We start from the raw sequence: 13,291 nt of genomic DNA, 5'->3' as shown, positions 1-13,291 counted from the left end.
CCGATGCCCCCGGACTCCGCGCGAGTCGCGGGGGCATCGTCGTGTGGGCGCACGGAGCGCCGCTACACGCTCGTACGGACCCGGATCCAGGCGCTCGCCACCGGTTCGACGACCCGCGCCGCCACCGGCCCGATGACGGCCATCAGGAGGACGTAGGCGGTGGCGAGTGCGACGAGTTCGCTCTCCACCGCGCCGGCCGACAACGCCAGGCCGGCGATGACGATCGAGAACTCGCCGCGCGCGATCAGCGCGACCCCGGCCCGGGCCCGGCCCAGCCGTCCGACGCCCTGCTGTTTCGCCGCCCACGCCCCGGTGATCATCTTCGTCAGCGCGGTGACGACGGCGAGGAGCACTGCCCAGCCGAGAACCGGCGGGATCGCCCGCGGATCGGTGTTGAGCCCGAACACCACGAAGAACATGGCCGCGAACAGATCGCGGAGCGGTTCGAGGACACGACTGGCGTTGTGGGCGGTCGTTCCGGAGATCGCGATTCCGAGGAGGAATGCGCCGACGGCGGCGGAGACCTGCATCGCCGAGCTGATCCCCGCGACGAGCAGCGCGGCGCCGAGCAGTTTCAGGAGCAGGGTCTCGCTGTCCGGGCTGTCCAGCAGCGCCGAGACGTATCGCCCGTAGCGGAGGGCGATCACGAGGACGACCGAGATCACGACGAGGGAGATCGCGACGGCCTCGAGTCCGCCGGCGAAACTGACACCGGCGAGCAGGGCCGTCAGGATCGGCAGGTACACGGCCATCGCGAGATCCTCGAACACCAGTATCGAGAGCACGACCGGTGTTTCGCGGTTACCGAGCCTCCCCAGGTCGCTCAGTACCTTCGCGATGATGCCCGACGACGAGATGTAGGTGACGCCGGCCATCACGACGGCGCCGGTGATCCCCCAGCCCAGCATCAGCGCGACGACGGCGCCCGGCGCCGCGTTGAGGACGGCGTCGACGACACCGGCCATCCACGACCGGCGCAGACCGGTGACGAGTTCCGACGCCGTGTACTCCAGACCCAGCAGCAGCAGCAGGAGCACCACGCCGATCTCGCTCGCCAGGTGACTGAACTCGCTGATGTCACCGAGATTGACGAACCCACCGCTGCCGAAGCAGAGGCCGCCGAGAAGGTAGAACGGGATCGGCGACATGCCGAACTGCGCCGCGAGACGGCCCAGGAGCCCGAGCGCGAAGAACACCGCGCCCAGTTCGATGAGCGCGAGCGTGGTGGTGTTCACGGGACGGTCAGCCGTTGGCCAGGAGCTTGGCTGACGCGTCCAGTCCGTCTGTTGTTCCGACGGCGACCAGGAGATCGCCCGAAGTGAGCAGGAAATCAGGTTTCGGCGACGGGTAGACCTGACCAGCCCGCATGACCGCGACGATCGAGACCCCGGTCCGGGTCCGCATCGCCGTGTCGCCGAGCGGCCGGCCGTCGAATCGGGAGTCTTCCTTGATGTACAGCTGCTTGGTGCGGATGCCGGGCAGGTCCCGGTGCTCCTCTTCCAGCTGCGCCACGAGTTGCGGAGCCCCCAGCAGATTGCTGAGGACCGCCGCCTCCTCGGTGGTGAGCGGTACGGAGGCGGCGCACGCGTCGGGGTCGTCGGCCTTCGAGACGATCAGATCCGTGCGACCGTCGCGATGGGTGATGACACCGATTCGACGACCTGAGGCGAGTTCGAAGTCCTTACGCACCCCGATGCCCGGGAGCGGCGTCACTTCAACGTTCATGTCTCCACGGTAGTCCGAACGGTAGGGGCAACCGTGGGAGGCTCGCTTCAGTGCCGGGCGGGGAACGTTCCGTCGGCGCCGGGGCGGTAGTCCTCGACCGCGGTCACCGCCGTGACGGGCAGCGGCCCGTACAGGTGGGGGAAGAGCATCGAGGACGGATCGGTGGGGACACCCGGCTCCCACTCGACGGGTGCACCGAGAGCGGCGGGGTCGAGCGTCAGCAGGACGAGGTCCGTGCGCCCGGCGAACAGCCTGTCTGCCGGCAGGTGCACCTGGGCCGGTGTCGACAGGTGGACGAATCCGTCGGCCGCGAACCCGTCGGGGATGCGGTGGCCTTCGCGTTGCGCGGTCTGCCACTCCTCGCGGCTGCAGAGGTGGACGAGCCGGGCGGGTGCGCCGGGGTGAGCGGGTTCGGATTTCACACGGTGAGACTAGCGTCACGCCCGAAACCGAATCAGCTGTCAGCGAACTCGGACCGCGCGGTCTGTTCACGTCCGCCCTCTTCAGGGCTTGTCCGGCGCATTTCCGGCGCGTTTCGTGTGTGATGCAACACTGAGAAACGCCGTCGGGAACAACGCGTAAACCTCAAACGTCTGACAGAGTAGATCCACCGCGCCACCCCGACGCGGCGGACCAAGGCCCCAGGCACTCGGCATCAGTCGAAAAGCCAGTACGGAGGAGTCATGCCCGGAACACTGACCAGCCCCCCGTTGACCGCAGCCGACCGGTGCGACCGGTGCGGTGCGGGAGCCCGCGTTCGCGCGGTCCTTCCGACCGGAGGAGAGTTGCTCTTCTGCGGTCACCACGCCAACGAGCACGCAGACCGGCTTCGCGAGATGAACGCAACGATCGTGTCCGAAGCCGAAGCTGCAATCTGATACGTCAGCCCGGGTGACCCGTCCCAGGCTCACCTCTTTCAGAACACGAGACCGGCGAGTGCACTGCACTCGCCGGTCTCGTCTGTTCGGCGGACCGGGTGACGGTGGTCACCACTGCCGCAGCGTGGAGATCCGCTCGGTGAGTTGGTCGACGGTGGCGATCGCCGTGGGCGGTCCCCCGCACACCCGACGCAGCTCGCCGTGGATGGTGCCGTGCGGTTTGCCGGTCCTGTGATGATGCATGGCGACCAGGCTGTTCAGTTCCCGGCGCAGCTGCGCCAGCTGTCCGGCCGCCGCCACCCGGTCCGCGACCTGCGGCACCGGCGTGTGGGCGGGCGCAGCGGGAGCGGGCTCCGGCTTGTCCAGCTGCTCCGCCTGACGCTGACGCAGCAGGGCGCGCATCTGATCGGCGTCGAGCAGACCGGGCAGCCCGAGATAGTCGGCCTCCTCGTCGGAGCCGGAGAACGTGGCCGTCCCGAAGGACGAACCGTCGTAGATCACCTGATCGAGCTCGGCATCCGCCCCGAGTGAGGTGAAGGCCTTCTCGTCTTCGCCGAGTTCGTCCTTCTGTTTGTTCGCGTCCGCGAGGAGGTCGTCGTCGAAGCCGTCCTTCTCGCGGTGCGGCTTGCCGAGCACGTGATCGCGCTGCGCCTCGAGCTGGCTGGCCAGGTCGAGCAGCACCGGCACCGACGGCAGGAACACGCTCGCCGTCTCACCCTTGCGGCGGGACCGCACGAATCGTCCGATCGCCTGCGCGAAATAGAGCGGGGTGGACGCGCTGGTGGCGTACACGCCGACGGCCAGACGCGGCACGTCGACGCCTTCCGACACCATGCGGACGGCGACCATCCACTTCTGGGTGCTCGCGCCGAACTCGGCGATCCGCTTGGACGCCGTCGGGTCGTCGGAGAGCACCACGACCGGATCTTCCCCGGTGACCGCCTTCAGCGTCTGCGCGTAGGCGCGGGCCACGGTCTGATCGGTGGCGATCACCAGACCGCCCGCGTCGGGCATGCCGCCCGTGCGCAACTGGCCGAGCCTCGTGTCGGCGGCGTGCAGGACGGCGGGAATCCAGTCACCCGACGGGTCCAGCGCCGTCCGCCACGCCCGGGCCGTCTGCTCGGCGCTGAGCGGCTCCCCGAGTCGCGCCGAGAACTCCTCGCCGGCATTGTTCCGCCAGCGCGCCTCGCCCGAGTAGGCCAGGAACACGACGGGCCGGACGACGCCGTCCGCGAGCGCGTCGGAGTACCCGTAGGAGTGGTCCGCCTTCGAGCGCATCAGGCCCTCGCGGTCGGGTTCGTAGGTCACGAACGGGATCGCGCTGTCGTCGCTGCGGAAGGGCGTTCCGGTGAGCGCGAGGCGGCGAGTGGCGTCACCGAACGCCTCCCGGATCGCGTCACCCCAGCTCTTCGCATCGCCGCCGTGGTGGATCTCGTCGAGGATGACCAGCGTGCGCCGGCTCTCGGTGCGGACACGGTGCTTGAACGGGTGGGACGCGACCTGCGCGTACGTCACCACCACACCCTGATAGTCGCTGGACGTCTGCCCCGTCGAGTTGGAGAAGTACGAGTCCAGCGCGATGCCGTTGCGCGCCGCCGACTCGGCCCACTGGTGCTTGAGGTGCTCGGTGGGCGCGACCACGGTGACCTGGTCGACGGTGCGGTCGCGCAGCAATTCCGACGCGACGCGCAGCGCGAACGTGGTCTTGCCGGCGCCCGGCGTCGCGACCGCGAGGAAGTCCTGCGGTCCGGTGGACAGATACTTCGTCAGGGCGCGACGCTGCCAAGCACGCAGCGAACCCGACGGTCTGGCCGGTTCGGTCTGTGCGAGGTAGGCCTCGGTGCCCACTATCTGCGCGGCCTCGGTTTCCACTCTCGGCGCCGACTGGGAGCCCACTGTCTCAGCACTCACGGGCTGCCCTCCGCTGACATGGCACTGTTTGTTGCACTCCTCGGTATTCGATCGACATGTCCGGCTCCAGACCCGAAGGCGCTGTCCGTCAAGGAGCCTAGCGCCCGGATCCGACGTGAACTGCATTCGCGAGTTCCGATAGTGGCAGATTTGTCGCGACACGAGGACAGCAGCGGTGGGCAACCGGGCGTGTCGTCAGGGATGCTGGAAACATCATGACCGAAACGCCCTCGAAAACGCCGGAAGGTGGCGGCGACCCACCCCAGTCCGGGTGGCATCCGCTACGTCGGACGCTGAGCGTGATCGGCCGCACAGCGAGCAAGGCGTGGGACGACTCGATCTTCGGGAAGGCGGCCACGGCGGCGTTCTGGCAGACGCTGTCGCTGCCGCCGCTCCTGCTGGGGCTCCTCGGAATGCTGGGATACGTCGGCGGCTGGTTCGGACCCGACACGGTCGACATCATCCAGTCCAAGATCATCAACTTCAGCGGGACGGTGTTCAGCGACAACGTCGTCGAGCAGATCATCCGGCCGACGGTCGGCGACGTGCTGCAACGGGGACGTCCCGAGATCGTGTCGCTGAGCTTTCTGCTGTCGCTGTGGGCGGGGTCGTCCGCCATCTCCACGTTCGTCGACTCGATCGTCGAGGCCCACGGGCAGCAGGAGGCGCGGCACCCGGTGTGGCAGCGCGTATTCGCGTTGCTGCTCTACGTGATGTTCCTGATCCTCGCCGTGTTCACCCTGCCGCTGGTCGCGCTGGGACCGACCCTCGTCGGCCGGGTACTCCCCGAGGCGTGGCGGACCATCGGGACGGAGATCGTCGACACGTTCTACTACCCCGCCGTCGGGTTGCTGCTGATCGTCGGCCTGACCACCCTCTACAAGGTGGCGCTGCCCCGGTCGCTGCCGTGGCACCGGCTGCTCGGCGGCGCACTGGTCGCGGGCGTGTTCTTCCTCGGCGCGAGCACCTGCCTTCGCTGGTACCTGTCGTGGGTCGCGGGCACGGGATACACGTACGGGGCACTGGCCACACCGATCGCGTTCCTGCTGTTCACGTTCTTCCTGGGTTTCGCGGTGGTGCTCGGCGCCGAGTTCAACGCCACCGTCCAGGAATTCTGGCCCGCCCGCGCCACCCGCATCGATCAGATGCGGGACTGGATCGCGGCGCAGGCCGACAGCTCACCGTCGGCGAATCCGGTGACCAGCCTCACACGGCGCATCGCGACGGGTCCGATCAAGATCGTCGGCGACCGCACCCCGACGGACCGTCCCGAACCGGCGTCCGGGAACGACGTCCAGCCCGACGGCTCGGTTCCGGAACGTCCCGAGCCACCGGGTGTGCGACGGGCGGCGAAGCCTCAGTCGCCCTTGCGCAACCCTTCGTAGATCTTCTTGCAGTCGGGGCAGACGGGCGATCCCGGCTTCGCGGATTTCGTCACCGGGAACACCTCGCCGCACAGCGCGACGACGTGGGTGCCCATGACGGCGCTCTCCGCGATCTTGTTCTTCTTCACGTAATGGAAGAATTTGGGAGTGTCGTCATCGGTCGACTCGTCGGTGGTGACGTCGGGCCGTTCCTTGGTTTGAGTGCTCACCCCTCAATAATGCCGCAACCGGCCCGCGATCCCACCCCTGCCGCCCCCGTGTGTGCAATTGCCGCCCGACAGTGGAACAGTGGAGTCATGGCACGAAGTGCAGGGTTCGGCGCGTCCGACGACGCCGGCTCACCGAACAATCCGGTTCTGATCACCGAAGCCGCGCGATCGATCGAGGAACAGCATCGCGCCCGTGTTCGCAAGTACCTGCTCATCATGTCGTTCCGGTTCCCCGCGCTGATCTTCGCGGCGGTGGCGTACGGCATCTGGGAGAACCCGTGGATCTCGATGGCGATCATCGGCGTGTCGATTCCACTGCCGTGGATCGCGGTCCTCATCGCGAACGACCGGCCTCCGCGCACCAAGGACGAACCCAGCCGTTACGACCACCGCGAGTCGCCGGGCACCGCCCTGCCCGCTCCGCCGCACCACACCATCGAGGGCTGACGCGCCCGCGGCGCGTACTGACACAATGCACGGGTGAACCGTGACGAACTGCTGTCGATCTGCCCCTCCCTGCGTGAGGCGCTCCGCCGCAACCGGTACGACACGGACACTCTGCTCGACGCGCTGGGCCCCGAGAATCATGCCGCGCTGAGCCGCAGCGAACCGGTCCCGGTGCGCCGGGCCAGCGCCGGCTGCGGGGAACTGGGAACTCTGATCCGGCTGTTCCTACTCACCGACGACTGCCCCGCCGCCGAGGTGGCCGCGGCGCTGGCCCCGCTCTCGGTCGAGGACGCCGTCGCTGCGGGCCTGCTCGTGTCCGACGGCGACGTCGTCCGGGCCGCCCTCGACCTCCGCCCCATGGACATCGGCGGCGGAAACCGCTGGGTGGTCTCCGACCTGGACGGGTCCCTCCGCCCTCGCGAGACCCCGGTCGATCACGTCATCGGCGTCGGCCACGCGTCGCTGTCGCTGCTGCAGGCCACCCCGACCGCACCGGTCGGGTCGCTGCTCGACGTCGGAACCGGCTGCGGCATCCAGGCGCTGCACGGAACCTCCTACGCCGGCTCGGTGACGGCCACAGACCTCAATGTCCGTGCCGTCGATCTCGCGGCCGTCACGGCCGCACTCAACGACGAGGAGATGGAACTACTCGCCGGGTCGTGGTTCGAGCCGGTGGCCGGCCGCACGTTCGACCAGGTGGTGGCGAATCCGCCGTTCGTCGTCAGCCGCGCACGGGTGGGGCACACGTACCGCGACTCGGGTCTCGACCTGGACGGCGCCAGCGAATTGATGATCTCCCGGGTCGCCGACTACCTGGCGCCCGGCGGGACGGCGGCGCTGCTGGCGTCCTGGATCCACGTCGGGGGCGAGGACTGGCGGGCCCGGGTGGCTTCCTGGCTTCCGGCCCACGGCATCGACGCGTGGGTGGTGCAGCGCGACGTCGCGGACCCCGCGCTGTACGTCGGCACCTGGATGCGGGACGGGGGCCTCGACACCCGCGACCCGGCATCGGCGACGATCGCCGAGGACTGGCTCGATCACCTGGCGAGCGCTGACGTGGAGGGCATCGGCTTCGGGTTCGTCTACCTGCGCCGGACCGACGCGCCCACCGACCTGATGGCGGAAGATCTCACCCACGGCTTCAGCGACCCGCTCGGCGCGGAGGCGCTCGGATACTTCGACCGGGTGGCGTGGCTGCGCGAGAACGACGTGCTCGCCGCGCGGTTCCGCGTCGAGGAGAGCACCGCCCTCGAACGGGTGTTCCTCCCCGGCGACGAGGGCTGGAGTCAGGTGGTCGCGCGGTTGCACCGCGGCAACGGCCCGGCGTGGCAGCACGAGGTCGACGATCTCGTCGCCTCCCTCGTCGCGGGCATGCGCGGCAGCGACGGCCTCGTACTGGGCGAATTGATCGATCTCCTGGCGGCCGCCCACGGCGTCGACGCCGGTGAACTCGCACACTCCGCGGTCCCCCTCGTGCACGCCCTCGTCCGGCACGGACTGGTGCTCCCCGCGTAGCCGGCGGGTTCCCGACTCGTCCCCCTTATACGTGTTCTCAGCAACTTCTCAGGACCGAATCGGGGAACCCGCAGGTCACAGCCTCTTCGTAAATTACCGGCCGGGAACTTTCCCGGGCCTTCGGTGCGTTGATCCATATGAGACACCACCGATGAGGAGGCAAGTCATGACAAGCCCCAGCACCACTACTCGCATTCGCCCCAGCGCCGCCGATCTGGACGCCCAGAGCCCCGCTGCCGACCTGGTCCGCGTCTACCTGAACGGAATCGGCCGCACCGCGCTGCTGACGGCCGCAGACGAGGTGGAACTGTCCAAGCGAATCGAAGCTGGGCTGTACGCGGCGCACATCCTGGACACCGGGAAGCGGCTCTCCCCCGCCAAGAAGCGCGACCTCGCGACGATCGTCCGTGAAGGCCAGTCGGCCCGCGCCCACCTCCTCGAGGCCAACCTGCGGCTCGTCGTGTCGCTCGCGAAGCGGTACACCGGCCGGGGGATGCCGCTCCTGGACCTCATCCAGGAGGGCAACCTGGGCCTGATCCGCGCGATGGAGAAGTTCGACTACGCGAAGGGGTTCAAGTTCTCGACGTATGCCACCTGGTGGATTCGTCAGGCGATCACCCGTGGCATGGCCGATCAGAGCCGGACGATCCGGCTGCCCGTGCACCTCGTGGAGCAGGTCAACAAGCTGGCCCGCATCAAGCGTGAGCTGCATCAGCAACTCGGGCGCGAGGCCACCGACGACGAACTCGCCGAAGAGTCCGGAATCCCGGCACACAAGATCGCCGATCTCCTCGACCACAGCCGCGACCCGGTCAGCCTCGACATGCCGGTCGGCAACGACGAGGAGGCACCTCTGGGCGACTTCATCGAGGACTCGGAGGCCACGTCAGCGGAGAATGCCGTCATCGCGGGCCTCCTGCACAGCGACGTGCGCAGCGTGCTGGCCACCCTCGACGAGCGTGAACAGCAGGTCATCCGCCTGCGTTACGGGCTCGACGACGGTCAGCCGCGCACCCTCGACCAGATCGGCAAGCTCTTCGGGCTCTCCCGCGAGCGTGTCCGTCAGATCGAGCGGGAAGTGATGGGCAAGCTGCGGCAGGGCGACCGCGCCGAGCGGCTGCGCTCCTACGCCAGCTGACCCCGGTCAACCCACTGGAATCGACGCCGGTGCCGGTCGTACTCGACCGGCACCGGCGTCGTGCTGCCTCCCGGAGGTCGTGACCGGGTCAGCGCAGGCGGCGGGGACCGAGGTCGGCGACACTCGGTTCCGGGCCGATCCGCACGCGGGAATCGGTGACCTGTGCCCCCTCCGCCGAGGCGAGTACGGGTTCGCACGCCAGTTCCCGGACTTCCGGAAGGTCGTCGGCGAGGGCGGAGATCCGCTGTACCAGGTCGACGAGGGCCGATTTGTTCACGGGCACCGCGCTGCGATATCCGGACAGCAGCGGCGCGGCCTTCGGTGCGTCGATCAGTTCCGCCGCGGCATCCTCGGTGAGGGGCAGCACCCGGTAGGCGCGGTCACCGAGGAGATCCGAGATCACGCCGGCCAGCCCGAACGAGATGAGCGAACCGAACGACGGGTCGTCCTGCACGCCCACCACGCAGCCGATTCCCTTGGTGGCCATCCGCTGCACGTGGAGCAGCGGTTCGCCGGACGCGGCGGCGAGGTCGCGATAGGCCCAGCGAACCGAATCGGGTCCGACCAGGTCGAGTCGGACCCCGCCGAGGTCGGGCCGGTGCCGCCACTGCTCCCCCGTCGCCTTCACCGCGACCGGGTATCCCAGTTCCTCCGCGGCCTGCACAGCCTCGTCCTCGGTGGTGGCGGATCGGAAGTCCACCACGTTCACCCCGTAGCACGCGAGGAGCTGCGACGCCTCGAAGTCCGAGAGCCAGCGTCCGGACGACGTCGAGAGCCAGCCGTCGACCATCTCCTTCGCCCGCTCCGGATCGATCCCGTTGGGGCGCACCACCTTCGAGGACGGCTTACGCTTCCACGCGGCGTACCGCCACGCCCGTGCCAACGCCAGGGCGGCGCGCTCCGGGCCGGGATACGAGGGAACCGAACCCCGGGTGGGGTGTCCGTCCTCACCCCGGACGGCCAGCACGTCGGGCACGCCCTCTGCCGCGAGGAACGTGGTCAGCACCGGTTTGTCCGCTTCCCGGACCGCCTCTCGCAGCGCCTGGGCATACGGTTCGGCGGGAACGGCGACGGGTGGGACGAAGACGGCGATCACCGAATCGACGTCGAACGACGCCAGCGCGGTGCGCACCGCCGTCGCGAACTCCTCGGGACCGGCCTGCGGGCCGAGGTCGACGGGGTCGCCGACCTGAAGGCCTTCACTGCGTGCGGCGTCCGCGGCGAGGACACCGAGCGCAGTGGAGTTGCCGACCACCGCGAGCCGCGGGCCCGCAGGCAGCGGCTGGTATCCGAACAACAGCGCGCAGTCGAACAGCTGGGAGATCGACCCGACCTGCACGACGCCGGCCTGCTCGAACAGGGCGCGGACGATCGAGTCGTCCATCTCGCCGCCGCTGGCCGCCAGCGCGGGCGGGACGGCGTGCCTGCCGCTCTTGACCGCGACGATCGGCTTGTTCCTCGCCACCCGGCGCGCGATGCGCGAGAACTTGCGCGGATTACCGAAACTCTCCAGATACAGCAGCACCACCTCGGTGGCCGGATCCGAATCCCAGTACTGCAGGAGGTCGTTACCGGAGACGTCGGCGCGGTTACCCGCGGAGACGAAGGCGGACAAGCCGATTCTGCTCCGCGCGGCCTCGTCGAGGATGGCGATGCCGAGTGCACCGGACTGGCAGAAGAAGCCGACGTTGCCCGGACTCGGGAGCACGGGTGCGAGGGTCGCGTTCAGCGACACCTCGCGGTCGTTGTTGGCCACGCCGAGCGCGTTGGGACCGATCAGCCGCATCCCGTGCGCACGCGCGGCATGGACGAGCCGCCGTTCGGACTGCCTTCCGTCCGAACCGGTTTCACTGAAACCCGAAGACACGACGACGAGCGCCTTGACTCCCTTGTCGAGGCAGTCCTCGAGAACGGCGTTGATCGATTCGGCGGGAACGGCGACGACGGCGAGATCCACCTCGTCGGGGATGTCGCGGACCGTCTGGTACGCGCGCACACCGTGAACCGAACGATGCTCGGCGTTGACCGGGTACACCGGGCCGGTGAATCCGGCCCGCAGCAGGTTCGTCAGAACGGCGTTGCCGACCTTCGCCCGGTCGGTGGACGCACCGATCACCGCGACCGATCGCGGACTGAGCACGTTGCGCATACTGCGTGCCTCCGCCGCGCGCTCGCGGGAATTGCGCACGGACACCATCGCTTCGGTGGGGTCGATCGCGAACTCGAGCCGCAGGACTCCGCCCTCGAAACTGCGGCTCACCTGATACCCCGCCTCGCGGAAGACCGTCACCATGTTCCGGTTCTCCGCGAGCACCTCGGCGACGAACATCGTCAGGCCGTTCTCCGCGGCCGCCGCCGCCAGATGCTCGAGCAGGATCGGCCCCAGCCCGCGGCCCTGATGCGCGTCGGCGACGACGAACGCCACCTCCGCAGACTTGCCGTCCCCTTCGCCGGTGAGCCGTTCGTAGCGCCCGACGGCGATGATCTCGTCGCCGAGGACCACCACGAACGCCACCCGGTCGTGGTGGTCGACCGTGGTGAAGTGGACGATGTCCCGCTGCGACATGGTCGGGTAGGGCCCGAAATACCGCAGATAACGGGTGCGTTCGGAGAGCTTCGAATGGAACGCGACGAGTTTGTCCGCGTCCTCGGGAACGATGGGCCGCAGCGCGACCGCCCCGCCGTCCGCCGCCAGCACGTCGGCGACCCACTGCCGCGGGTAGTTGTGCGCGGCGTCGGGCGGATTCGCCTTAGACTCGGCCGGAACCGGTTGTGCGCAGCCGTCCGTCGTGGCGGTACCGTCCGTCGGCTCAGTCACGGGGATCCTCCGGGTCGAGTCCGAGTAGCGGGAAGCAGGCGCGGCGGGTGGCGATGACGGCCGAGTCGATGCGGGTCAGAGCCCGGTCGACCGACGGGATCCCGGACTCCGGTGTGCCGCCGGGTCCGTCCCACGGCAGGTAGTCGATCTCGCCGCCGTCGCCCATCGTGTCCGGCAGGTCCACGCTGGGCGCGAGCACATGGGCCCGCTCCTGCCAGTCGGCGGGTACGGCACGCGCCGTGTCGATCTCGCGGTCGAGTGCCGCCGCGATGAGGTGCGTCCACGCACGGGGGACGACACGGACGAGTCCGTACCCACCCCCGCCGACGGCCAGCCAGCGACCTTCGGCGTAGCGGTCGGCCAGATCGCGCATCGCGAGAAACGCGGCCCGCTGGCCGTCGACCGTCAGCGCGAGGTCGGCCAGCGGATCCTCGCGGTGGCTGTCGACGCCGCACTGGCTGATCACGATCTGGGGCCGGAACGCCGCGAGGGCGCCGGGGACGACGGCATGGAAACCGCGCAGCCACAACGCATCGACGGTGCCGGGCAGCACCGGGAGGTTGACGGCGGTGCCCTCCGCGGCCCCCTCACCGACTTCGCTCGACCACCCGGTGTTGGGCCAGAGCGTCGCCGGATGCTGGTGGAGCGAGATCGTCAGCACCCGGGGGTCGCCCGCGAACGCGTGCTGCACCCCGTCCCCGTGGTGTGCGTCAACGTCGATGTAGGCGATCCGGTCGAAACCGTTGTCCAGCAGCCAGGACACGGCGATGGCGACGTCGTTGTAGACGCAGAAGCCGGACGCCCAGTCGGGCATCGCGTGGTGCATGCCGCCGCCGATGCTCACCGCCCGCCGCGTGCGTCCCGCAGCGATCTCCTGCGCCGCGGCGAGGGACCCCCCTGCGAGGATCGCGCTCGCTTCGTGCATCTGGGGGAAAACGGGATTGTCCTCGGTGCCGAGCCCGTGCGGGGCGTCCGCGCCGAGCACACCCGAGGTCGCCGAGTGCCCGGCCTGTTTGACGGCGTCGACGTACGCGGGGGTGTGGATCCGCAACAGATCCGCGTCCGACGCTGGGTCGGGCCGCAACAGTTCGACCCCCTCCAGAATTCCGAGGCTGCGGGCGAGCGACATGGTCAGCTCGAGCCGGGTGGGGTTCATCGGGTGGTCCGCACTCCACCGATAACTGAGATAGTCCGGACTCCACACGACCGCACGGTTCGATACCAGTGCAGCCGAATCCTCTCCGGAACTGAACGACGCGGTCATG

At 69.1% G+C, this 13,291-nt stretch carries 12 protein-coding genes; 5 read left to right on the top strand and 7 right to left on the bottom strand.

What is annotated here, in order from left to right:
* Positions 1-62: 62 nt before the first annotated feature.
* From ACFTWF_RS01330 to ACFTWF_RS01320, 3 genes are read right to left on the bottom strand one after another with little or no spacing between them, the layout of a single operon-like run.
* Entirely contained in the window at positions 63-1,235 is a 1,173-nt protein-coding gene (locus ACFTWF_RS01330) for a cation:proton antiporter (RefSeq protein ID WP_378459491.1), read from the bottom strand.
* A 7-nt stretch (positions 1,236-1,242) separates the two neighbouring features.
* Complete coding sequence (locus ACFTWF_RS01325; RefSeq protein ID WP_185729344.1) at positions 1,243-1,725, bottom strand: cation:proton antiporter regulatory subunit; 483 nt, start codon at positions 1,723-1,725, stop codon at positions 1,243-1,245.
* A 47-nt stretch (positions 1,726-1,772) separates the two neighbouring features.
* On the bottom strand, positions 1,773-2,147 hold the full coding sequence (locus ACFTWF_RS01320) for a DUF952 domain-containing protein (RefSeq protein ID WP_378459490.1): 375 nt from the start codon (positions 2,145-2,147) through the stop codon (positions 1,773-1,775).
* Between the two features lie 261 nt (positions 2,148-2,408).
* Between ACFTWF_RS01320 and ACFTWF_RS01315 the strand changes: the two genes are divergently transcribed.
* Entirely contained in the window at positions 2,409-2,603 is a 195-nt protein-coding gene (locus tag ACFTWF_RS01315; protein ID WP_005240831.1) for a hypothetical protein, read from the top strand.
* 108 nt (positions 2,604-2,711) lie between these two features.
* Here ACFTWF_RS01315 and ACFTWF_RS01310 read toward each other — a convergent pair whose 3' ends face one another.
* Positions 2,712-4,475: a DEAD/DEAH box helicase gene (locus ACFTWF_RS01310; protein ID WP_378459778.1), complete on the bottom strand. Its 1,764-nt coding sequence runs from the start codon at positions 4,473-4,475 to the stop codon at positions 2,712-2,714.
* Positions 4,476-4,729: 254 nt separating this feature from the next.
* On the opposite strand from ACFTWF_RS01310, the gene ACFTWF_RS01305 reads away from it, so the two are divergent.
* A complete protein-coding gene (locus ACFTWF_RS01305; protein WP_378459489.1) occupies positions 4,730-5,899 on the top strand; it encodes a YihY/virulence factor BrkB family protein in 1,170 nt (389 codons plus the stop codon).
* On the opposite strand, the gene ACFTWF_RS01300 is transcribed toward ACFTWF_RS01305, so the two are convergent.
* On the bottom strand, positions 5,872-6,108 hold the full coding sequence (locus ACFTWF_RS01300; protein ID WP_005240826.1) for a DUF3039 domain-containing protein: 237 nt from the start codon (positions 6,106-6,108) through the stop codon (positions 5,872-5,874). The two genes, ACFTWF_RS01305 and ACFTWF_RS01300, sit on opposite strands and share 28 nt — an antisense overlap.
* A gap of 87 nt (positions 6,109-6,195) precedes the next feature.
* Here ACFTWF_RS01300 and ACFTWF_RS01295 point away from each other — a divergent pair, with 87 nt between their 5' ends.
* The 3 genes from ACFTWF_RS01295 to ACFTWF_RS01285 all read left to right on the top strand — a co-directional run bounded on the left by ACFTWF_RS01295 (position 6,196) and on the right by ACFTWF_RS01285 (position 9,208).
* Positions 6,196-6,555, top strand: a complete 360-nt coding sequence (locus ACFTWF_RS01295; RefSeq protein WP_378459488.1) for a DUF3099 domain-containing protein — start codon at positions 6,196-6,198, stop codon at positions 6,553-6,555.
* A gap of 33 nt (positions 6,556-6,588) precedes the next feature.
* Entirely contained in the window at positions 6,589-8,070 is a 1,482-nt protein-coding gene (locus ACFTWF_RS01290) for a methyltransferase (protein ID WP_378459487.1), read from the top strand.
* Positions 8,071-8,236: 166 nt separating this feature from the next.
* Complete coding sequence (locus tag ACFTWF_RS01285; RefSeq protein ID WP_185729338.1) at positions 8,237-9,208, top strand: sigma-70 family RNA polymerase sigma factor; 972 nt, start codon at positions 8,237-8,239, stop codon at positions 9,206-9,208.
* A gap of 88 nt (positions 9,209-9,296) precedes the next feature.
* Here the strand turns inward: ACFTWF_RS01285 and ACFTWF_RS01280 are convergent, their stop codons facing one another.
* Both ACFTWF_RS01280 and ACFTWF_RS01275 read right to left on the bottom strand, forming a co-directional pair.
* A complete protein-coding gene (locus ACFTWF_RS01280; protein WP_378459486.1) occupies positions 9,297-12,026 on the bottom strand; it encodes a GNAT family N-acetyltransferase in 2,730 nt (909 codons plus the stop codon).
* Positions 12,019-13,290, bottom strand: coding sequence for an acetoin utilization protein AcuC (locus ACFTWF_RS01275; protein ID WP_378459485.1), 1,272 nt, complete (start codon positions 13,288-13,290; stop codon positions 12,019-12,021). The genes ACFTWF_RS01280 and ACFTWF_RS01275 overlap by 8 nt, the downstream gene beginning before the upstream one ends.
* Position 13,291: the final 1 nt, after the last annotated feature.

It is taken from the genome of Rhodococcus sp. NPDC056960, assembly GCF_042674125.1.
In the GTDB taxonomy this organism is placed as follows: domain Bacteria; phylum Actinomycetota; class Actinomycetes; order Mycobacteriales; family Mycobacteriaceae; genus Rhodococcus_F.
This window is presented reverse-complemented; position numbering and strand designations above follow the sequence as displayed.